This window comes from Cognatishimia activa (assembly GCF_001458335.1).
Classification (GTDB): domain Bacteria; phylum Pseudomonadota; class Alphaproteobacteria; order Rhodobacterales; family Rhodobacteraceae; genus Cognatishimia; species Cognatishimia activa.
This window is the reverse complement of sequence record NZ_CYTO01000024.1, coordinates 451,690-473,847: the sequence shown is the minus strand read 5'-3', so window position 1 is coordinate 473,847 and position 22,158 is coordinate 451,690. Positions and strand designations below refer to the sequence as shown.

The following is a 22,158-nucleotide window of genomic DNA, read 5'->3' as shown; positions in this document are numbered from 1 at the left end:
CCGATAAAACAAAGGCCCGCACGAGCAGTATGAGTGACGAGAAAACATATCCAGAGGGCTTTGACGCCCTCATGCAGCGCGCCCGCATGCGCCGCGTGCCTATGAGCATGGAAGATGGCGAAGACCTACCCGGTCTTGACGCCGATCTGCATGTGATGCGCACTGAACTCACCATTGCCGAACCGCTGAAATCCGATTCAAGTTTTGCGAAGAAAGCGCGTCAGCTGCAGCAGGAATTCGAAGGCCAACCTCAGCTATGTTGGCTGAATGGCTTTGTCATCGCCAATTTGCGCAAAGAAGACCAGCCTGACCATGCGGCTGAATTATTTCAGAAAATCTGGGCGGAGCATTCTGAGTTTTTGCTACGTTGGTTGCCCCTGCGCTGGCTCGTGTCCTCCATCACCACCTTTGGCGACAGAGGCGTGAACGAGGCGCAGCGCAGCCTTGGACGGTCCATGACCATGCTATTTGGCATGATCAAACTTTATGAATTTGAGCGGCTCTATACCGGCAAAAAACCGGCGGTTCCGCATAGCACCGATCACAAGATCAACACGGCTTTGCCGCTGGATATCCCCTCCTATTCGCTGAAAGGCGGCGGTTTGGATGTGGCGCTTTTGACCCGCCTTTGGGCCGATAGCGACAAAGACCCGGTGATCGAACCATTGGCGAAACACTTGCTCAATGCGATCAATGACGACCCCGGCACATTGTTCCGTCGACTTCAGGTCATGTCCGGTGAACGCAAAGCCACATTGGCACAGGCCAATACAAACCCCCTTCCGGTGCCGCCTGGCCACATCAAACGGAACCCCAAAAAGATCACCTGGGCTGTTGCCGCAACAGTAAATGAAGATCTCGACCAAGCAGTGGCCTTTGCGGCGCATCATATCGATATGGGCGCCGATCAGGTGGTGCTCTATGGCGAGGACCCAAACGCTTTGCCCACGGAACTCGCCGAACATCCGAAGATCAGCGTGGTCTTGGCGGACGACAATGTGATTTCACCGACCCAAAGGGAACGGCTTCCACAGCGCAACGCCAGAAAAGCGTTCTACTTCAACCGAGCACGGCGCAAACTTTCGGTCGATTGGCTGGCAATGCTGGACACTGACGAACGTATGGTCTTTGACGGTGAGCTGCGCGATATGCTGGCAGAAGTCCCCAAAGATGCCGCCTTTATCACCATGCCCGTTGTCGAAAAATTTGCGGGAAGCGACACTGCGTATCGGAGGCCATCAAGCGACTGGAATTTGCCACTCGCCGATCAGCAGAAACTTTACCCCACTTACTATGGCTACGTGGCGAACTTAATGCTTGGCCCATCAGAGCCCCGATTGTTTTTACGCGCAAAGCTCAAAGACATTCGTGTCGGCAATTACGTGATCAAGCACCACAAAAAGCCGATCACCAATGGTTTCACGCCCGCCGGGCTACAAGTGGCCCATAACCACGCCCGTGATTTCAGACATTTCTTGGATTCTATACCTCGGCGCATGGATCAAGGCTATGCGCGCCGTGGTAAGGGCGACATCGACATACGAACAACCCTCAGCGCCTTAAGCAACGAGCCATTTAACCCTGAGTTACAACAGTTTTTTGACGAGATCGCCACCGCCCGACCTGACGTCATTGAAGCGTTGACTGCCTCAGGGGACCTTGTGAAAATCGACCTGAACACCGACGAAAAAATCGACGCGCTGGTGAAGGAAATTACGCAATTGGCCAAAAGCGTGCCAGATGAGGCAGCGGAATGAGCGCGCCGAAATGGGGCGTGGTCGCCACGATCAAAGCACCAACAGAAGATGTTTTGCGCTTTGTGGCCTACCATTTGGATCTGGGTGCTGACGACGTCACAGTCTTCTTGGACGACCGCAATGAAAAAACGGCAAAGGCTTTATCTAAGAACCCCAAAGCGCATGCGGTGCTCACCGATGACGAGCATTGGCAAAGCACCATTGGTCGGCGACCGAAAAAACATCAGGTGCGGCAGGTTCGCAATGCGTCCTACTACTATCGACGCGCCAAGGACTTGGATTGGGTGGTCCATATCGACGTTGACGAATTCCTATGTCCGGAAAGGCCTGTGGCCGAAATCCTCGCGGCCTGTGCAGCTCACGTGCCCGTGTTGCGGGTTTTTCCATCCGAGGCTTTATGTACCGATGGCCTCACCGAGATTGACCCAGAGGTTACCTATTGCAAGTCCCGCTTACCCAACGGCCCACAAGGGAAAGCGATCGAGCATAAACTCTACCCCACTTACGGCGGCATTTTGAAAAGCGGCTTTGTCAGCCATGTTGAAGGCAAGATCTTCGTCCGCACCGGGTTGAACGACATCAAATTCGGCATCCACCGTGCGTTTGAAAACAAAGAGATTGCTCTAAAGGCCGAAGACGCCGAAGGAATTGAGCTTTGCCACAAGCATATTGAAAGCTGGGAGAAATGGCTGACGATCATGGATTTCCGCCTAAGCCGCGGCTCTTACCGACAGGAGCTGGAACAAAATATTGATCCGCTTTCGGGTCGCGTTCAGCGTCATGCTCTGTTTAAATCCCTCACCGATGGCGGCACTGAAAGCCTGCGGGCATTCTTTGAAGAAAGTTGCCTAGCCACACCCGAATTGCGCACGCGACTAGATGAATTGGGCTATCTGCGTCAGTACAAATTAGACCTCGCGCAAAAACGGGCAAAACACTTCCCAAAATAGCGACATCTTTGTTTCCATTTTGCAAACAAATTCGCGCTTGAAGCGAGTGCCCCGGGGCCATCGTTGACGCATGTCCGCTTATGCTTTAATGGGTGGCGCAAGGATCAAGACCGCGCATGACCGCGGGGCCAGACGGGCCCGATCCAATCATACGCTACGGGCGCGAATTTGTCCGTAAACCACGGATACGCATGACAAAATTTGCTGACCTGAACCTGAACAAAAAAGTTCTAAAAGCCGTTGAAGAAGCGGGTTACGAAAGCCCAACGCCCATTCAAGAGGGCGCCATCCCCCCTGCCCTTGAAGGCAAAGACGTTTTGGGGATCGCTCAAACCGGCACCGGTAAAACCGCGAGTTTTACTCTACCAATGATTTCGCTACTGGCCCGTGGTCGCGCTCGTGCGCGCATGCCTCGCAGCCTTGTCTTGTGCCCGACCCGAGAGCTGGCGGCGCAAGTGGCAGAGAACTTCGATGCTTACTCCAAACACCTAAAACTCACCAAAGCGCTGCTGATTGGCGGGGTGAGCTTTAAGGAACAAGAAGCGATTATCGATAAAGGTGTGGACGTTCTGATCGCCACTCCGGGTCGCCTTCTGGACCATTTCGAACGCGGCAAACTGATCCTCTCTGACGTGAAAGTCATGGTTGTGGATGAAGCGGACCGCATGCTGGATATGGGCTTTATCCCTGATATTGAACGCATTTTCGGCCTGACACCATTCACGCGCCAGACGCTTTTCTTCTCCGCCACCATGGCGCCAGAGATTGAGCGGATCACCAACACCTTCCTCTCTGCACCTGTGCGGATTGAAGTGGCTCGTCAGGCGACGGCATCTGAAAACATCGAGCAAGGTGTTGTGATGTTCAAGGCCTCTCGCCGTGACCGCGAGGGCAGCGAGAAGCGCAAGGTTCTCCGCGAGCTGATCAAGCTCGAAGGTGACACCTGCACCAACGCGATCATCTTCTGTAACCGTAAAACTGACGTGGATATCTGTGCGAAATCCATGAAGAAATATGGTTTGAACGCAGCGCCTATTCACGGCGATCTGGACCAGTCCCAGCGGATGAAGACATTGGACGCATTCCGTAATGGCGAGCTGCAATTCCTTGTGGCCTCAGATGTGGCAGCCCGTGGTTTGGACATTCCTGACGTGACGCATGTTTTTAACTTCGACGTGCCAGGTCATGCCGAAGACTATGTGCACCGCATCGGCCGCACCGGTCGTGCCGGTCGTTCTGGCAAAGCCGTGATGATTTGCTCTCCACGCGACGAAAAGCAGTTTGCTGCGGTCGAAGCGCTGATCCAGAAAGAAATTCCTCGGATCGAGAACCCAGTGAAACCGGCAGAGCGCAAGCCGCGTGCGCAGGTTGAAGAGAAGACGGAAGAACCACCAGCAAAGGTGGAAGCGACTAAGTCTGAAACCAACAAGTCCGAAGCCAAATCAAACCGCAGCCGCTCTCGCGGGCGTGGTGGTCGTGGCCGTGACAATGACACGCCAGTGGTTGGTATGGGCGACCATATGCCAAGCTTTATTGCACTCAGCTTTGAAGAGCGTCGCGCAAGCTAAAGCGCTGTTTTAGAATTAAAAAAGGTGGGGTTTTACCCCACCTTTTTTTGTGCGTTCTTGATCGGTGGGGTGAAACCCCACCCTACGATCAACTCAACCGGCTGATGATTACCGTCGCTTCCGGCTTCTTACCAATCTCATCCCGCGCGGAATTGCGCGCCACGCGGCGCAGGCCTTCTTCCAGCTTGTCGTCATCCGCAAGGGTCTTCTGCCCCGCGCGACCCAGGAACTGGTTCAGATCTTCTTCCAGCACGTCAACCAGTGGCGCAAAGCTGCTGCCCTGCTCTGGCAGGCCCATCAGCTCGACCCATGGTTCTCCCAATGGCTCGTCATCTTCATCTAAGATGACGTTCACGATCACATGGCCATTGAGCGCCATGCGAATACGGTCTCGGACGACACCATCCAAGGCACCAATCTTGACGGACCCATCCAAATAGGTGCGGCCGGTTTCAACAAATTCGGTGACTTTTGGTTCATTGCCAGACAGATCCAGCATGGTTCCGTTCACCGCAACAATGCTCTGACGTCCTTTGCTTTCGGACAGTTTCGCATGTTCGCGCAGATGGCGGTGTTCGCCATGCATCGGGATAACCATCTGAGGATTAACGATATCTTGCAGGCGTTCCAGATCCGGACGGTTCGCGTGACCAGACACGTGATAAAGACCAGAGCTGTCATCCACCACATCCACACCGCGTTCAGAGAATTGGTTGATGATGCGGATGACACCCTTTTCATTGCCTGGAATGGTTTTGGAACTGAAGAGGAACATATCGCCGTCCTTCAGTGTAATCCCATTGTGCTTACCACGTGCCAATTGCGCAGATGCCGCACGGCGTTCCCCTTGGGACCCGGTCGCCAAAAGCATCAGATTCTCGCGTGGGATGTTGCCTGCGTCCTCCGGGCTGACGACTTTCGGGAAGTCCGTCAGTACGCCGGTTTCAATCGCCGCCTCAATCATGCGCCGCATGGCGCGACCCATCAAGCAAATCGACCGCCCTGCTCGCTCTCCCGCTTCGGCAAGCGTTTTCACGCGGGCCACGTTTGACGCAAAGGTCGTTGCCACCACCATCTGCGGCGCCGCCGCCACAAGCTTCTCAATCTCTGGACCCACACTGGCTTCTGATCGGCCTTCATGGCGAGAGAACACGTTGGTCGAGTCACAGACCAGCGCCTTAACGCCCGATTTGGAAACAGAGGCCCAAAGCTCTGGATCAAACGGTTCGCCTACAATGGGGGTTTCGTCCAACTTGAAGTCGCCAGTGTGAATGACGCGCCCATCCGGGCTGTCAATCACCAAGGCCGCGCTTTCAGGAATAGAGTGCGACATGGGCAAGAAGCCAACCTTGAATGGTCCTGCCTCTGTCACTTCCGGCCAAGCGGATACGGTACGGATCGCTTCTTCAGGTTGGCCATTGTCGCGCATTTTGTGGCGCGCTAGGTTCGCAGTGAAAGCGCGCGCATAAACCGGCGCGCCGAGTTTCTCCCAGAACTGGCCAATCGCCCCAATGTGGTCCTCGTGACCATGGGTGATAAAAATCGCCTCAAGGCGCTCTTTGTTTTCCATCAGCCAGGTCATATCGGGGAAAATCAGGTCCACCCCCGGCGTGGTCTCCATATCAGAGAAGGTCACACCCAGATCGACCAGGATCAGGCGTTCTTGGCCCTGTTTCCCATAGCCATAAACATAGGCGTTCATACCAATTTCGCCCGCCCCTCCGAGAGGCAGGTAAATCAAACGGTCACTGCTCATATTGCGTCAGTTGTCCTTATTATGTTGGTGGATGACGGTTAGCCCGTGCATCGTTAAGTCTTCTTCAAAGGCGTCATAGAGCGCCTCGCTCTGTTGGAACAACGGGGCGAGCCCCCCCGTAGAAATCACTTTCATCGGCCGGTCACGCTCGGCTTTGATACGGTCGCAAATCTCGCGCACGAGGCCCACATAGCCCCAGAAAACACCCGATTGCATACACTCAAATGTGTTGGTCCCGATCACCTTTTGCGGCTTACCGATATCGATATGCGGCAGGGCCGCAGCGGATTGGTGCAGGGCTTCAAGCGACAGGTTCACGCCGGGAGAAATAACCCCGCCGATATAGGCCCCATCGGTGTCGACAACGTCAAAAGTTGTTGCGGTGCCAAAATCCACAATGATCAGATCACCACCATGGCGGTCATAGCCTGCCACAGTATTCACCAGCCGGTCAGGCCCCACCTGCGTGCCCGCATCCACGCGCACAGCGACTGGCAGGTCACATTCTGGTTTGCCCACAACAATCGGACGGCAGCCAAAGAAACGATCCGCAAACACCCGCAAGTTAAACACCACCCGCGGCACGGTGGACGAAATAATCACGTCAGTAATGTCGAGCTTGATCCCATAATGGCTGATCAGCGTAGAAAACCACGTGAAATAGGCATCTGCGGTGCGCGCATGGTGGGTCGAGGTGCGCAGGGTGCACAGGAATTTCTCCCCGTCCCAGATCGAGAAAACCGTATTTGTGTTACCGCAGTCGATGGCCAGTAGCATGCACACCTGCCTTAGAAAAAGATATCCGCCGCCGAGATCGCCACGGCACCTTGGGCTGTCTTCAACACCAGATTGCCCGCATTGTCCACTGTCTCAAAGGTACCGATGTATTCCTCACGCATGGTCCGTGCCGTAATCACCTCGCCGATCCGCGCCGCACGGGACATCCACGCGCTACGAATGGGCTCAAACCCATAGGTCACAAATTGCTGTTCCCAATGGGCGTAGGCTGGGGCCAACACATTCAAGAAACTCTCGGGATCCACGTTAACGCCCGCTTCAGACAATAGAGACACCGGGCGCACTGCGTTGGGCTCAAGCTTTGTGGGTCCAGGTGCATGGGCAAGATTCACGCCAATTCCAATAATCAAGTGGCTCGGACGGCCACCTGCGAACCCAGCGCTTTCCAGCAAAATCCCCGCGACTTTTCCGCCATTCATCAGGACGTCATTAGGCCATTTCAAGGAAAACGCCTCAGGCCGCGCAGTTACCGCGGAAAACGCATCAAACAATGCCAATGAGGCCACAAAACTGCGCAACGCCATGTGGTCTGCGCTCTCATTGGGATGCAAAACCAAAGTGCCCGCAAAGTTCCCGGTCTCTGTGTCCCAAGCACGCCCGCGCCGACCACGCGCTTTGGTTTGGCGCAAAGCTACGATCCACTCAGGCCCCGCCAAATCAGGCGCAATCCGCGCCGCCTCAGCGTTTGTGCTGTCGACCTCTGCCAAGATCCGGCGTCCATAGCCCACTGGCCAATCTGTCATACTTGCTTGCTTTCTTTTTGGCTCAAATATCCTCGCCGAAGGCAATCCTGCCTTCCAGCCATTCGCGCCCTTAGTTCAAGAGCGCCTCAGCTGCGGACAAAGCCATGGCCTCTAATCCCAAAAGGTTCAACCCCGGGAACCAAGCCAATGCGATCAACGCAGCGGAACTCATGAGAAAACCGAAAAGCACCGGGTTACGGTCCGTATCAAGATCTTCCACTTCGTCGCCAAAATAGACGTAGAACACAATCCGCAAGTAATAGAACGCCCCGATCACCGATGCGACCACACCCGCAATGGCCAGCCACGCCAATCCCGCGTCATATGCCGCGCGCAGCACATAGAATTTACCAAAGAAACCGACCAACGGCGGCACGCCTGCCAGCGAGAACATCAACACAAGAACCGCGAGCGCTTTGCCCGGCTCGCGTTTGGAATACATGTTCAGCGCATCAATTGACGCCACCGGTTGTCCATCACGAGATAGGGTCAGAATGAAAGCAAATGTGCCAACATTCATGGTCACATAGATCGCCATATAGATCAGCATCGCCTGCACGCCAAAGGCCGTGCCAGCGGCAAGCCCCATCAAAGCGTAACCCATGTGGGCGATTGATGAATAAGCCATCAGGCGTTTGATATTTTTCTGACCAATCGCCGCCACAGCCCCCAAGAACATTGAAAGCAAAGACAGCAGCGCAAGGATCTGCTGCCAATCCGCCACCACGCCACCAAATGCGTCATGCACAACGCGGGCAAACAAACCCATCGCGGCCATCTTTGGCGCGGTTGCAAAGAACGCGGTGATCGGCGTTGGTGCGCCTTCGTAAACATCTGGCGTCCACATGTGGAATGGTACGGCTGAGACTTTGAATGCCAGTCCCGCCACGACAAAGGTCAGGCCAAACAGCAGCCCAAGCGAGGTCTGGCCTTCGCCAGCGGCCAGAATGATACCAGCAAACTGCGTGGTGCCTGCAAAGCCATAAACCAGAGAGGCACCGTAGAGAAGCAAACCCGATGACAGTGCGCCGAGGACAAAATACTTCATTCCGGCTTCTGTGGACTTCACCGAGTCCCTGCGCAGCGACGCGATCACGTAAAGCGATAGGGATTGCAGCTCGAGCCCCATATAAAGCGCCATCAAGTCCCCGGCAGAGACCATGACCATCATGCCCACAACAGCCAAAACCACGAGCAATGGGTACTCAAACCGCAAGAGGCCGCGCTGTTTCATGTAATCTTGGCTCATCGCCAGAACGGCGGCGGCTGAAATCAGCACCACCACTTTAGCAAAACGCGCAAAACCGTCATCGACAAACATGCCGTTAAACGCGGTGTTATCCCCGTCCCCATTGACGGCGATCCAAACGCCCATCAAAGCAAGCAAGCCTGCAGACACCCATGTGAGCAGAGGCCCAATCGCGTCCTTGCGCGTGTAGACCGCGCCGACCAGTGCCAGCATGGCAAAGAGCGCCAGGATAATTTCCGGAACAATGATGATCAGGTCGTCTGTGATCATGAGGGGTTGCTCCTTATTGCGTTGCCGCAGCTTGGTTGAAAGCCGCAGCCTCCACCAAGGCGGTTTCGTAAGTTTCGATCAGCGCTTCTACCGATGGTCCGATAATGTCGGTGACCAATGCCGGGTAGACCCCAAGCAGCAAGGTCATCACGACCAATGGTGCAAAGATCCATTTTTCGCGCTGGGTCATATCGTTGATGGTTTTCAGGCTCTCTTTGATGAGATCGCCAAAGACCACACGACGATAAAGCCAAAGCGCGTAAGCCGCCGACAGGATCACACCGGATGTGGCAATCGCGGCGACCCAAGTATTGGCTTTGAAGGCCCCCATCAGGGTGAGGAATTCGCCCACAAACCCGGATGTGCCCGGCAGGCCTACGTTGGCCATGGTGAAGAACATGAAGATCAGCGCATAGGCCGGCATGCGGTTCACGAGACCGCCATAGGCGTCAATCTCTCGGGTATGCATGCGGTCGTAGATGACACCGACACATAAGAACAGCGCGCCAGAAATAAAGCCGTGGCTGATCATCTGGAAGATCGCGCCATCGATACCTTGCTGGTTGGCGGCAAAAATCCCCATGGTCACATAGCCCATATGTGCGACCGATGAATACGCAATCAGCTTCTTCATATCTTCCTGCACAAGGGCCACAAGAGACGTGTAGACAATCGCAATCGCTGACATCCACAGCACAAGGTCGGTCAGGACATCCGCGCCGACGGGGAACATCGGCAGGCTAAAGCGCAAGAACCCATATCCGCCCATTTTCAATAAGATTGCGGCCAGGACCACAGACCCTGCTGTGGGCGCTTGCACGTGCGCATCCGGCAACCAGGTGTGCACCGGCCACATGGGCATCTTCACCGCAAAGCTCGCAAAGAAGGCGAGGAACAGCATGGTTTGCAATCCACCAACCACGTGGATGCCCAAAATGCTGAAGCTCTCTGACGCAAAGGTATGCTTCATCAAAGTTGGAATATCTGTCGTCCCGGCATCGGCAAACATCGCAACCATCGCCACCAGCATCAAAACCGAGCCAAGGAACGTGTAAAGGAAGAACTTGAAGCTCGCATAAATGCGGTTCGCCCCGCCCCAAATGCCGATGATCAGGAACATCGGAATAAGGCCTGCTTCGAAGAACAGGTAAAACAGCACCAGATCCAGCGCCATGAACACACCGAGCATCAGCGTTTCCAGCAGCAGAAAGGCGATCATGTATTCTTTGACGCGGGTTTTCACGTCCCATGAGGCTGCGATGGTCAATGGCATCATGAAGGTGGTCAGCATCACAAAGAGCACGGAAATGCCGTCAACGCCGAGTTTATATTGCAGACCCAGCAGCCATTCTCGCTCTTCGACAAATTGCATCCCCGTATCGTTTGGGTCGAACTCCGCCAAGATAAACAGAGACACAAGGAAGGTGATCGACGTGGCAATCAACGCCACCCATTTGGCGTTGCGCTCCGCGTTCGCGCCACCATTCCCCGGCAGGAAAACCAGCAGAATGAGCGCCGCAATGGCTGGGATAAAGGTGACGATTGAAAGAAGGTTATCCATCAGTTGGCACCTCCGCCCAACGTGGCCCAGGTGATCAACACCACAAGCCCGATGACCATGGCGAATGCATAGGTGAAGATGTAGCCCGACTGAGCGCGTCCCGCGAGGCGCGTGAAGAAGGGCACGATGCCCATAGCGATACCATTCAATGCACCGTCAATCACTTGGCCGTCGCCGCGTTTCCAAAGGAAAGTGCCAAGCAGTCTGGCGGGGCGCACAATTATCGCGTCGTAGATCTCGTCGAAATACCATTTGTTCAGCAGGAACAGGTAAAGCGGCCGCATATGGGTCGCGACCCGTTTCGGCATTTCGGGCGACCAGATGTAGAACCACATCGCGGTCAGAAGCCCCAAAACCATAGACACAAATGGCGAGAGTTTCACCCACGTTGGCACGTAATGCGCCTCGTGTAGAACGGTGTTTTCAGGCTTCATATAGATCGCCGCCTCGCCCGGCTCTCCGGCCATGACATATTTCAACTTCGAGGCCTTAGGGTTGTTTTCGGCAACCTCTTTCGCCAGTTCTTTTGCGGGCTCTTCATAATGTCCGCCAAAGAACTTCACGACTTCATTGGTTTTTCCAAAGAAGCTCGAATACCAAATCGCACCGGCAAAGACCGCACCAAGTGCAAGAACGCCGAGCGGAACCAGCATCACCGTCGGGCTTTCATGGGCATGATCATGGGTGTGTTTGTCGCCGCGCGCTTTACCATAGAAGGTCAGGAAGATCAGACGCCAGCTGTAGAAGCTGGTGAAAAGCGCAGCAATCACGAGCATCCAGAACGCGTAGCCTCCGTGGGTCGCGGCATAGGCTGACTCGATAACCGCATCTTTGGACGCAAAGCCAGCAAAGCCGACCCAGCCAGACAATGGAATACCAACCCCGGTGATGGCAAATGTGCCGATCATCATGGCCCAGAACGTGTAAGGCAGCTTTTTGCGAAGACCGCCATAGTTCCGCATGTCTTGCTCGTGATGCATGCCGTGGATGACAGAGCCTGCCCCCAAGAAAAGCATCGCTTTGAAGAAAGCGTGGGTGAACAGGTGGAACATGGCGACCGAATAAACGCCGACGCCAGCCGCCACGAACATGTAGCCGAGCTGCGAACATGTGGAATAGGCGATGACCCGTTTAATGTCGTTTTGCACAAGACCCACGGTCGCCGCGAAGAACGCGGTTGTTGCTCCGAGGAATGTGACAAATGCCATCGCGTCTGGCGCGAATTCCATCAATGGCGACATGCGGCAGACAAGGAAGACACCTGCCGTCACCATGGTTGCCGCGTGGATCAGCGCCGATACCGGCGTCGGGCCTTCCATCGCATCTGGTAGCCAAGTGTGCAGGATCAACTGAGCCGATTTGCCCATTGCGCCGACGAACAAAAGGAAGGCAAGCAGGTTTGCGGCGTTCCAGTCGGTCCAAAGGAAACGAATGGTGGTTTCAGCCAGTTCCGGAGCGGAAGCGAAGATAACGTCAAAGTCGATGCTGTCCGTCAGCATGAATATCCCAAAGATCCCCAGCGCAAACCCAAAATCGCCAACCCGGTTGACGACAAAGGCTTTGATCGCCGCCGCACCCGCGCTTTGTTTTTTCCAGTAAAACCCAATCAGCAGATAAGACGCGACGCCCACGCCTTCCCAGCCAAAGAACATCTGCACGAGGTTGTCCGCTGTCACCAGCATCAACATGGCGAAGGTAAAGAAGCTCAAATACGCGAAGAAACGCGCCTTATAGTGCTGATCTTTTGAGAAATTCTCGTCATGGGCCATATAGCCGAAGCTATAAAGATGAACGAGCGCAGAGACGGTCGTGACAACAATCAACATTGTCGATGTCAGGCGATCAAGGCGAATAGACCAGCTGGTATCAAGCGTTCCAGATTGAATGAAATCCAGAATGTGGATCTGTTCCGTTTCCGCGCCATGGGTCAGGAACACGATCCAAGACAGCAGCGCGGCCAGCATCAAGAGGCCGGTGGTGATATATTGCGCTGCCGCTTCGCCGATATAGCGCCAGCCAAAGCCCGCAATAATGGCCCCAACCAAGGGCGAGAAGAGGATGACCGTTTCCATACTCTGTTAGCCCTTCATGACACTGACATCTTCCACGGCGATGGTGCCGCGGTTTCGGAAAAAACTGACGAGGATCGCAAGACCGATGGCCGCTTCAGCGGCAGCCACCGTCAACACAAAGAGCGTGAAGACCTGACCGACCAAATCCCCCAGAAAACTAGAGAAGGCGACAAGGTTGATGTTGACCGCCAAAAGCATCAGCTCGATCGACATTAAAAGGATGATCACATTCTTCCGGTTCAGAAACAGCCCGAAGATGCCAATCACAAAGAGCGTCGCAGCCACGACAAGGTAATGCTCTAGCCCGATCATCTGCTTCATTGCCCCCTATTCTTGTCTTTGTCGCGCCCCGGGATCTTCAGCAAACCCTGCCCCGGTACCACGTTCACGTTCTCAACCGCTGCCGCGGGATCACGCCACATCTGCGTCAGAACGTTCTGACGTTTCACATCCTTGCGGTGGCGGATTGTTAGAACAATCGCACCGATCATGGCGACCAGCAGGATCAGGCCTGCCAGTTGGAACAGCAAGAAATACTGATCGTAAATCAGCAGCCCCAAGGACGTGGTGTTATCAACCCCTACCGGGGCCACGGCCTGCCGCTGGCCTTCCGCCAGGTCAGAGACCCGCCAATCGCCAAAGGCCAAACCAAATTGCATCAACAGCACAAGGCCAATCAAAACGGCAATTGGAAAATACTGTGCCATGCCCGCTTTGAGTTCAGCAAAATCCACATCCAGCATCATGACCACAAACAAGAAAAGCACGGCCACCGCACCAACGTAGACGATGATCAGAAGCATGGCGACGAATTCGGCTCCAAGGAGCACAAAGAGCCCTGCCGAGCTAATGAAAGATAGGATCAACCACAGGACTGAATGCACCGGGTGGCGACTGACGACTGTCATCAAACCGCCAGCGATTACGCACAGCGCAAAGAGGTAAAATGCAAAGGCGGCTACCGTCATGCGTCGTCTTCCTCGTCTTCGCCCAGAATATCTTGAACGATTTCCATCACCTGTGTCATCGCAGGAATACCTGCAAACATCGACATTTGCCCAACACATTCAATGATTTCTTGGTGGGTCGCGCCCGCCTCAAGCAGATGGCGCACCGTGACGCGGATCTGCGCGTCCGCTTGGCCTCCCAGCACCGTCAGCGCCGCGAGGTTCAGCAAAAGACGCGTTTTGGCGTCTAAACCGTCTTTATTCAGCGTATTGCCAAAGAACATTTCCATCATGTCTTTGGGCATCGTCGGCCACAGCTTTTCAAATCCCTTCGGCGTAAAGCTCTCAAGCGCAGGATTCATGGATTTCGCCATGTCCTGATACTGTTGGATCATTTGCTCAAAGGGGTTCTTGCTGTCACTCATCGGTAAGGGGCATCCAGTTCTAGGTTACGGGCGATTTCTGCCTCCCAACGTTCGCCGTTTTCCAAGAGTTTATCCTTGTCATAAAACAGCTCTTCGCGGGTTTCGGTGGCAAACTCAAAGTTCGGACCTTCGACAATCGCATCCACTGGGCAGGCTTCTTGGCAGAAACCGCAATAGATGCATTTGGTCATGTCGATGTCATAACGCGTGGTGCGGCGGCTGCCGTCTTCGCGGGGCTCCGCGTCAATCGTGATCGCCTGCGCAGGACAGATCGCCTCGCATAGCTTGCACGCAATGCAGCGTTCTTCGCCGTTTGGATACCGGCGCAGCGCGTGTTCCCCGCGGAAACGCGGGCTCAGCGGCCCCTTTTCATGCGGGTAGTTCAACGTGGCCTTGGGGGCAAAGAAGTATTTGAACCCCAGCTTGAAGCCTTTGACGAAATCCGCCAGCAGGAAGTATTTGGCAGCGCGGGTGTAGTCGATCTGCGTCATACAGGACTTGCTCCCTCATCTAACCGAGTCGCCCCGGCATTATCATGGCTATGCCATTTTGTTTCGTAGTCGCTCTGCAGCACCAAATCCTTCAAGACCGATTCCGCAGTCCGCTCGATCTCGTAATATAGATACATACGGCCTTCTGGTACCTTGCCTTTCAAGCGCAATCTACGGCCCGTTTCAGCAGGATCTGGGAAAGGCAAATGATAGTTCCCGCCGCGAGGTTTCTTTTGAATGCCACGACAATCGTGCACGATACAGCCGCAATTGCGCTTCCAGTAGGTCCAGACCAGTTCTGGATTGAACTGATAAATCCCATGAGCTGGCCAACCATTGAAGCCATTCGCAGATACGAAACGCCCACCGGGCTTCAACAACAAAAAAGCATTCTCAAGTGCCTGGGGCACATTGAACACATGCTCAATTGTGCCACCATCGAAAATAAAGCTGAACTGACCGTGTAGCGCCTTTGGGACTGGCCGATTGAGATCGTGAAGAATGGACGCCCCTTCGTAATCGGAGAAGTCCATTGCCTCCATCTCACCGAATCCCAGTTTGCGCATAAGAGTTTCACAGTAGCCATCCTCCTGTTGAATTTCTTCAACATTCAGATCAACTTCTTTCCGGCGCAGAGTCCTCACAAATTTGTGCGTGATCTTCTCGGGCACTTTGAATGTGTGCCGGCCAAGCATCAGCGTCCGCCCATTTGGGCGGAAACGCGTCGATAGTTCGACGAGCCGTTCAAAAAGTTCGAAATCAACGCCCATTAGAGCTTAGCCCCCAATCGCCCAGCGTGCATAAGCACCGCCGAAGGCTTCAAATTTTGCGAGGAATGCCACCACGACCACCCAAACGAGGGAGAGCGGCAGGAAGACTTTCCAACCGATACGCATCAGTTGGTCATAGCGGTAGCGTGGCGTGATTGCCTTCACCATCGCAAAGATGAAGAAGAAGAAGGCCATTTTGCCAACCATCCACAACACGCCATCCGGCAGACCCGGAATTGGGGAGAGCCAACCGCCAAAGAACAGCAAGCTGGTCAGCGCGCACATTAGGAAGATGGCGATATATTCGCCGGCCATGAAGAGCAGGAATGGCGTGGAGGAATACTCCACCTGATAGCCAGCAACCAGTTCGGATTCCGCTTCTGGCAGGTCAAATGGCGGGCGGTTTGTTTCGGCTAACGCGCTGATAAAGAACAGGAAGACCATCGGGAAATGTGGCAACCAGTACCAGCTGAAGAAGCCGTAGTCGCCGTCCTGCGCCTTCACGATGTCACCGAAATTCATGGAACCAGTGGTGATAATAATCCCCACGATGATCAAACCGATCGAGACCTCATAAGAAATCATTTGAGCGGCGGAGCGCAACGATCCAAGGAACGGGTATTTGGAGTTCGACGCCCAGCCTCCCATGATCACGCCGTAGACTTCGAGGGATGAGACCGCGAAGACGTAGAGAATGGCGACGTTGATATCTGATAAAACCCAGCCGTCATTGAATGGGATCACAGCCCAAGCAATCATGGCGAGCACGAAGGATGTCAGCGGCGCAAGCAAGAAGACGGTGCGATCCGCCCCGGCGGGAACCACGATCTCTTTCACGATGTATTTGAGGGCATCGGCGACGGTTTGCAGCAATCCCCAAGCGCCAACCACGTTGGGGCCTCGGCGCATCTGCACCGCGGCCCAGATTTTACGGTCGCCATAAACCAGGAATAGCAATGACACCATCACGAAGCCAACCACAGCCAAAACCTGTGCGACAATCAGGACTCCAAGTCCAAGTGGGGTGGTTAAAAAATCTGCCATATGTCGTTACACCGTCGGTATTCGGTTTTCCTCGCAATTTGACACCACAACTTCGGCATCGATGGTCTTTAAGCCTCGTGGAAGGCTCGGCGAGATGGTGTAGACCGCGTCCCCGGTCCAAGTGTCTGATTGTGTGTCGATCGTGGTGCGCACATGGCGCGCGAAACCGTAGCCGCGAATAAGCGCGTATTGCGCTGCTGCGCATTCCGCATAGGCATGCACGTCAGCACCGCCCCGCGCCCCGGTCATTTCCACATGAAAATTCACCAAATCTCCGTCGAGGAGGTCTGTGCGAACACCCATATAGCTTGGGTCAAACGCAAGCTCATCACGGGACACTCCCTCGTCCTGCATGGTGCAGGCCCCAAGCGCGACAGTCGCTGCTAGTATGAGGGAGAGTGGGCGCATGCTGTGACTTACTCCGCAGCCAGTTTGGGCTCTTTGCGCGCTTTGGCATTGGCAGAGAGTTCCGCCATCAAAGCGCTGGCCCGGGTGATGGGGTTGGTCAGGTAGAAGTCCTGAATCGCATAGCTGAAGGGTGCATCATTCAGAGCCCCGGTTTCAAGCGCTTGCCATTCGTTTTCAGGCACTTGGTCGATTTTCTTTAAGTGCGGCACGTCTTTGATCATTGCGCTGCGCAGCAGCGCCAATGTGTCAAAGGGAAGTGTGGCACCCAGTTCGGCAGAAAGCGCACGCAAGATCGCCCAGTTTTCCTTGGCTTCACCCGGTGCAAAGTTAGCGCGCATGGCCAATTGCGGGCGGCCTTCGGTATTTACAAAAAGACCGTTCTCTTCGGTGTAAGCCGCAGATGGAAGGATCACATCAGCCCGATGTGCGCCACGGTCGCCATGCGAGCCTTGGTAGATTACAAAGGGACCTTCGGGAATTTCCGCTTCGTCCATACCGAGGTTAAAAACGACTTCTGCGCCCTCAAGAGCTGCATCCATGCCGCCTTCGGTGGTTGCCCCTACGTCCATGGCACCAACCCGTGAGGCCACGGTGTGAAGCACCATGAATTTGCTTTCGGTTTCCGCCGCGTATTTGTGGGCCATGGCCAGAACTGCATCGCCATCTGTGTCGCGAATGGCCCCTTGCCCGACGATGACCAGCGTGTCTTTGCCAATGGCGTTTTGGATATTTGGACCAAAAAGAAGCTCAAGCGATTTGCGATCATCGCCGAGATGCGTTGCCTCATAAGAGAGATCAAGTTTTGCGCCGATCACGCCAATGATCGCGCCATTGAGCCATGCTTTACGAAGCCGCGCATTTAGCACTGGCGCTTCCCGTTCAGGATCTGCGCCAATCAGCATGATTGCTTTTGCGCTGTCGATGTCTTCGATCTGCGCAGTGCCCACATAAGCCGAGCGATTTCCTGCTGGGAGCTTGGCACCATCCGTGCGGCATTCCACTTTACCGCCCTGCCCTTCGACCAGCTGTTTTAGTGCATAGGCGGCTTCGGTTGAGACAAGGTCGCCAATCAGACCCGCAACCTTTTTGCCTTTCATGGCCTCAGCGGTTTTGCTGAGCGCCTCTTCCCATGAAGCAGGACGCAATTTGCCATTCTCGCGCACATAAGGACGATCCAGCCGCTGACGACGCAGACCGTCCCAGACAAAACGGGTTTTGTCCGAGATCCATTCTTCATTCACCCCATCATGGTTGCGCGGCAAGATGCGCATGACTTCTCGCCCCTTTGTGTCCACACGAATGTTAGAGCCAAGCGCGTCCATCACATCGATGGTTTCTGTTTTGGTCAGCTCCCAAGGGCGCGCCGTGAAAGCATAAGGTTTTGAGGTCAGCGCACCAACTGGGCAAAGATCAATGATATTGCCTTGCAGATTGCTATCTAAGGTTTGGTTGAGATAGCTGGTGATCTCTGCATCTTCGCCGCGCCCTGTCTGGCCCATTTGTGAGATGCCCGCCACTTCGGTCGTAAAGCGCACGCAGCGGGTACAGGAAATGCAGCGGGTCATGGTGGTGTCGACCAATGGCCCCAGATCCAGATCATCCACGGCGCGTTTGGCTTCTTTGAACCGACTGCCAGACACGCCATAGGCCATGGCTTGGTCCTGCAGGTCACACTCGCCCCCCTGATCACAAATTGGGCAGTCCAGCGGATGGTTGATCAGCATGAACTCCATCACCCCTTCGCGCGCCTTCTTCACCATGGGAGAGTTGGTTTTCACCACCGGCGGTTGGCCTTCAGGCCCAGGGCGCAGATCGCGCACCTGCATGGCGCAGCTGGCAGCTGGTTTTGGCGGACCGCCCACGACCTCCACAAGACACATACGGCAATTGCCGGCGATTGAGAGACGTTCGTGGTAGCAGAACCGGGGCACTTCTACCCCGGCTTGTTCGCAGGCCTGGATCAGGGTCATGGCCCCATCCACCTCTACCTCTTGGTCATCAATCACAATCTTGCGTTGGTCAGACATAGTCAGTTCGCCCTTAGAAGCGTGCCAATCTGGCTGGATTTCGCGATTTCTGCACGACCCAACGTGCAATAGGTGTCAGAGTCGCCAAGGGTTACCCCATTGGCGGTAAGATAGGCTTCGCCACGACGGCGCAGCTCGGCCTTATTTGCATCGCTTTTGCGGAAACGATCGATCTCTTCTTTGCTGTAGCCCAAAGCCTCGGCTTCGTTCTGAATGCCGTTGATGCGGTTCAGTGCGCGGAACATGCGCGCTGAGATGCTTGGGCAGGTGTTGCGAATTTCATCGGCGATGCCGATCCACAAAAGGCCATTGGTGATGCTTGTGACATCTTCCAAGGGTCGTTTCGCCTGCGCCATTCCAACGCCACTTACAAGCATGGCCACAACAAGACCTGGGATCACTACTTTACGCATTTCAATTCTCCATTCATGCCAAACGGGGCGCTGAAACCAACAATTGGTTTGCACCCGGTTTGAGTGAAATGAAGGATTTGGGACGCTGCTATGCAATAACACGCCCCTAAAGCGCTGATATCAGCGCCTTTTTGCCGATACATCGCAGGCCTTAGGCCGAGATATGCCGGGGGATACATCAAGGCTTGCACTGACCTTCCATAACAATTCGATCGCCATCAAAAATCGGGTCATCGTCAGGGCCTTGCGTCCATGCAATTACGGATGTGCCGTATTCTTGGATACAATAGCGTGTGCCGCCATAGGCCGCAGCTTGACGTGCTCCATCCAGCGTTTTCGAGGCTGGTGACGCCGTTACCCTGAAAAGGCTGCGATCATCGCGATCCACCTTTTTGGCTTGGATCCGAAACCGTTCGCCCTCAAAGCGTACGCCGTCGTCGCGTTTAAGACGAGAGCAGGCGGGCAGTGCTGTCGCCGCGACCAAAACCATCAAAACTGCAGGTTTTATCATTGTCATTTGTCTTTCTTCTGTCCCGCCCGATCTGGGCACTGCTTGGGTGGGAAGACTGCTGCTATGCAATCCAAACCTACCTGCACTAATTCTATATTTCTTCCGTTTTCACCCACATGCACCCTACTCCGCCGCAATCGCACTGACGCGACCGGATTTGGTGTGTTTGATACGGTCTTCAATTTCTTCGCGGAAGTTCCGAATAAGCCCCTGAATGGGCCAAGCCGCCGCATCCCCAAGAGCGCAGATCGTGTGGCCTTCCACTTGTTTTGTCACGTCCCACAACATGTCGATTTCTTCTGGGTCCGCTTGGCCTTTCACCAATCGATCCATCACGCGCATCATCCAGCCCGTGCCTTCGCGGCAGGGCGTACACTGGCCGCAGCTTTCATGTTTGTAAAATTTGCTCAGCCGCCAGATGGCTTTGATGATGTCTGTCTGCTTGTCCATGACGATGACCGCTGCAGTCCCGAGGCCCGAACCAAGCTCGTTGCGCAGATAGTCAAAGTCCATGGTTGCATCGCGCATATTCTCTCCGCGAACACAAGGCACGGAAGAGCCGCCCGGAATGACCGCCAGCAAGTTGTCCCAACCGCCCCGAATGCCACCGCAATGTTTCTCAATCAGGTCTTCAAACGAGATCGACATGGCTTCTTCGACAACGCATGGGTTGTTTACATGACCGGAAATCGCAAAAAGCTTGGTGCCCGCATTATTTGTGCGTCCAAAGCCAGCAAACCATTCCGCACCGCGCCGTAGGATGGTGGGCACCACAGCGATGCTTTCCACATTGTTCACGGTTGTTGGGCAACCATAAAGCCCCGCGCCTGCCGGGAATGGCGGCTTCATGCGTGGCATGCCTTTCTTGCCCTCAAGGCTTTCAATCAATGCGGTTTCTTCGCCACAGATATAAGCCCCTGCACCGTGGTGCAGGAAGACATCAAAGTCCCAACCGGAGCCAGCAGCATTGCGACCCAAAAGCCCGGCATCATAGCATTCGTCGATCGCCATCTGCAGTGCTTCGCGCTCGCGAATATATTCGCCACGCAGGTAAATGTAGCATGTATGGGCATTCATTGCGAAAGAGGCGATCAAGGCACCTTCGATCAATGTATGCGGATCATGGCGCATGATCTCGCGGTCTTTACAGGTGCCGGGTTCAGATTCATCTGCGTTGATCACCAAATAGGCCGGGCGCCCGTCGCTTTCTTTCGGCATGAAAGACCATTTCAAACCGGTCGGGAACCCTGCCCCGCCACGGCCGCGAAGCCCCGAGGCCTTCATGGTTTCGATAATCCAATCGCGTCCCTTTTGAACAAGACCAGCGGTACCATCCCAATGGCCACGCTGCTTTGCACCATTTAGGGTGCGTTCATGCATGCCATAAAGGTTGGTAAAAATGCGATCTTGGTCTTTGAGCATGCCGTTCTACCCCTGACTGTCGCGCCGCGCGCGCCAAAGCTGTAAGCCGTTGATGAGCGCCCACAAAAGCGCAGCCATCGCGGCGAAATCAAACAAGAACGCATAGCGCCCCGGAAGACCAAGTAGGTTTGAGACGACTTGAATGAGCATCCAAAGGATCAACGTCCCTGCGATCACAAGGCTGACCATGCGCCCCTTGCGTGCAAGTTGTTGATCTAAGTCGCTGCTTGTCATGTCGTCTCCTTGGTGCGTGCGCCCTCATGCAAGAGAGCGCACAATTAGTTCGTTAACCCGCCAAATCTTTGGCTTGAGAAATCCAATCATCACGGGTGATGCGACCTTTGAATTTCAAACGGCTGTCGACCCATGCGATGTCTGCATCAGTCCATGCAGCGATCTGGTCAAAGTGGAAAAAGCCCAGCTCGTTCAGGGTCTTTTCAAGCCCCGGACCAACGCCTTTGATTTTCTTCAGATCATCCGCAGCGCCACCACGTGCCGCTGTAAGCACCTCTGGACCGTCACCCTCAGCCGCCGGAGCAGCCTCTTTCTTAGGTGCTGCTTTTTTCTTTGGCGCTGCTTTCTTTTTCGGAGCCGCTTTTGGCTTCTCAGCCGTTGCTTCCGCAGGTTTTTCTTCAGCTTTTGGCGCTACAGTCTCGACTGGCTTTGGCGCTTCCGCTGGTTTCACGGCAGTCGGTTTTGGGGCCGCTGCAGGGGCTGCTGTCGTCGCGGTCGCGCTGCTAGAACTCGCAGATTCACCGCAGAACAATTTGATCAACAACATCGCCAAAACGACGACGGCGATGACAGCAAGGATCAGTGCCAAGAAAGTCGACAGCGAGGCCTTCATCATAAAGAAGGCGATGATCCCAATGACCGCCGCGATAACCCAGCAAACCATGCTGCACGTCTTATTTGTTTCAGTTTGTCCCATACCGGTGTCCCCTCGTTAGAACTGTTTTTTGTTTTGCCTTCTTAT

General features: G+C 54.7%; 22 protein-coding genes. 3 read left to right on the top strand and 19 right to left on the bottom strand.

The window, feature by feature from the left end; translation table 11 throughout:
- Positions 1-29: 29 nt before the first annotated feature.
- The 3 genes from TA5113_RS13380 to TA5113_RS13370 all read left to right on the top strand — a co-directional run bounded on the left by TA5113_RS13380 (position 30) and on the right by TA5113_RS13370 (position 4,275).
- Positions 30-1,757, top strand: a complete 1,728-nt coding sequence (locus TA5113_RS13380; protein WP_058316773.1) for a glycosyltransferase family protein — start codon at positions 30-32, stop codon at positions 1,755-1,757.
- The gene (locus TA5113_RS13375; RefSeq protein ID WP_058314384.1) at positions 1,754-2,707 is read left to right on the top strand and encodes a glycosyltransferase family 2 protein; all 954 of its coding nucleotides are present in this window, start codon (positions 1,754-1,756) and stop codon (positions 2,705-2,707) included. Before TA5113_RS13380 ends, TA5113_RS13375 begins: the two co-directional genes overlap by 4 nt.
- A 191-nt stretch (positions 2,708-2,898) precedes the next feature.
- Positions 2,899-4,275, top strand: a complete 1,377-nt coding sequence (locus tag TA5113_RS13370; RefSeq protein WP_058314385.1) for a DEAD/DEAH box helicase — start codon at positions 2,899-2,901, stop codon at positions 4,273-4,275.
- Between the two features lie 88 nt (positions 4,276-4,363).
- On the opposite strand, the gene TA5113_RS13365 is transcribed toward TA5113_RS13370, so the two are convergent.
- From TA5113_RS13365 to TA5113_RS13275, 19 genes are all read right to left on the bottom strand, one after another.
- Positions 4,364-6,031, bottom strand: coding sequence for a ribonuclease J (locus TA5113_RS13365; RefSeq protein WP_058314386.1), 1,668 nt, complete (start codon positions 6,029-6,031; stop codon positions 4,364-4,366).
- Positions 6,032-6,037: 6 nt separating this feature from the next.
- Positions 6,038-6,808: a type III pantothenate kinase gene (locus tag TA5113_RS13360; protein ID WP_058314387.1), complete on the bottom strand. Its 771-nt coding sequence runs from the start codon at positions 6,806-6,808 to the stop codon at positions 6,038-6,040.
- A gap of 11 nt (positions 6,809-6,819) precedes the next feature.
- A complete protein-coding gene (locus TA5113_RS13355; protein WP_058314388.1) occupies positions 6,820-7,572 on the bottom strand; it encodes a biotin--[acetyl-CoA-carboxylase] ligase in 753 nt (250 codons plus the stop codon).
- A 70-nt stretch (positions 7,573-7,642) separates the two neighbouring features.
- Positions 7,643-9,091 carry an NADH-quinone oxidoreductase subunit NuoN gene (nuoN, locus tag TA5113_RS13350; protein ID WP_058314389.1) on the bottom strand — a complete coding sequence of 483 codons (1,449 nt, stop codon included), beginning with the start codon at positions 9,089-9,091 and terminating at the stop codon, positions 7,643-7,645.
- Positions 9,092-9,104: 13 nt separating this feature from the next.
- On the bottom strand, positions 9,105-10,652 hold the full coding sequence (locus TA5113_RS13345; RefSeq protein WP_058314390.1) for an NADH-quinone oxidoreductase subunit M: 1,548 nt from the start codon (positions 10,650-10,652) through the stop codon (positions 9,105-9,107).
- Positions 10,652-12,724, bottom strand: a complete 2,073-nt coding sequence (gene nuoL, locus TA5113_RS13340; protein ID WP_058314391.1) for an NADH-quinone oxidoreductase subunit L — start codon at positions 12,722-12,724, stop codon at positions 10,652-10,654. Before nuoL ends, TA5113_RS13345 begins: the two co-directional genes overlap by 1 nt.
- Positions 12,725-12,730: 6 nt before the next feature.
- Complete coding sequence (gene nuoK / locus TA5113_RS13335) at positions 12,731-13,036, bottom strand: NADH-quinone oxidoreductase subunit NuoK (protein ID WP_058314510.1); 306 nt, start codon at positions 13,034-13,036, stop codon at positions 12,731-12,733.
- 5 nt (positions 13,037-13,041) lie between these two features.
- The gene (locus TA5113_RS13330) at positions 13,042-13,692 is read right to left on the bottom strand and encodes an NADH-quinone oxidoreductase subunit J (RefSeq protein ID WP_058314392.1); all 651 of its coding nucleotides are present in this window, start codon (positions 13,690-13,692) and stop codon (positions 13,042-13,044) included.
- Positions 13,689-14,096, bottom strand: coding sequence for a carboxymuconolactone decarboxylase family protein (locus TA5113_RS13325; RefSeq protein WP_058314393.1), 408 nt, complete (start codon positions 14,094-14,096; stop codon positions 13,689-13,691). The genes TA5113_RS13330 and TA5113_RS13325 overlap by 4 nt, the downstream gene beginning before the upstream one ends.
- On the bottom strand, positions 14,093-14,587 hold the full coding sequence (gene nuoI / locus TA5113_RS13320) for an NADH-quinone oxidoreductase subunit NuoI (RefSeq protein ID WP_058314394.1): 495 nt from the start codon (positions 14,585-14,587) through the stop codon (positions 14,093-14,095). The genes TA5113_RS13325 and nuoI overlap by 4 nt, the downstream gene beginning before the upstream one ends.
- Positions 14,584-15,357 (bottom strand): class I SAM-dependent methyltransferase, encoded by a 774-nt coding sequence (locus TA5113_RS13315; RefSeq protein ID WP_058314395.1) that lies wholly within the window; start codon positions 15,355-15,357, stop codon positions 14,584-14,586. Before TA5113_RS13315 ends, nuoI begins: the two co-directional genes overlap by 4 nt.
- Positions 15,358-15,363: 6 nt before the next feature.
- On the bottom strand, positions 15,364-16,401 hold the full coding sequence (gene nuoH / locus TA5113_RS13310) for an NADH-quinone oxidoreductase subunit NuoH (RefSeq protein ID WP_058314396.1): 1,038 nt from the start codon (positions 16,399-16,401) through the stop codon (positions 15,364-15,366).
- 6 nt (positions 16,402-16,407) lie between these two features.
- On the bottom strand, positions 16,408-16,809 hold the full coding sequence (locus TA5113_RS13305) for a YNQ4 family lipoprotein (RefSeq protein WP_165589427.1): 402 nt from the start codon (positions 16,807-16,809) through the stop codon (positions 16,408-16,410).
- 8 nt (positions 16,810-16,817) lie between these two features.
- The gene (gene nuoG / locus TA5113_RS13300; protein ID WP_058314398.1) at positions 16,818-18,836 is read right to left on the bottom strand and encodes an NADH-quinone oxidoreductase subunit NuoG; all 2,019 of its coding nucleotides are present in this window, start codon (positions 18,834-18,836) and stop codon (positions 16,818-16,820) included.
- Positions 18,837-18,838: 2 nt separating this feature from the next.
- Positions 18,839-19,249 (bottom strand): DUF5333 domain-containing protein, encoded by a 411-nt coding sequence (locus TA5113_RS13295; protein WP_058314399.1) that lies wholly within the window; start codon positions 19,247-19,249, stop codon positions 18,839-18,841.
- A gap of 178 nt (positions 19,250-19,427) precedes the next feature.
- The gene (locus TA5113_RS13290; RefSeq protein WP_058314400.1) at positions 19,428-19,760 is read right to left on the bottom strand and encodes a hypothetical protein; all 333 of its coding nucleotides are present in this window, start codon (positions 19,758-19,760) and stop codon (positions 19,428-19,430) included.
- 123 nt (positions 19,761-19,883) lie between these two features.
- Positions 19,884-21,182 carry an NADH-quinone oxidoreductase subunit NuoF gene (nuoF, locus tag TA5113_RS13285; protein ID WP_058314401.1) on the bottom strand — a complete coding sequence of 433 codons (1,299 nt, stop codon included), beginning with the start codon at positions 21,180-21,182 and terminating at the stop codon, positions 19,884-19,886.
- A 6-nt stretch (positions 21,183-21,188) separates the two neighbouring features.
- Entirely contained in the window at positions 21,189-21,416 is a 228-nt protein-coding gene (locus tag TA5113_RS13280; protein WP_058314402.1) for a DUF5337 domain-containing protein, read from the bottom strand.
- 52 nt (positions 21,417-21,468) lie between these two features.
- Positions 21,469-22,080 carry a helix-hairpin-helix domain-containing protein gene (locus tag TA5113_RS13275; RefSeq protein ID WP_131726408.1) on the bottom strand — a complete coding sequence of 204 codons (612 nt, stop codon included), beginning with the start codon at positions 22,078-22,080 and terminating at the stop codon, positions 21,469-21,471.
- Positions 22,081-22,158 lie beyond the last annotated feature (78 nt).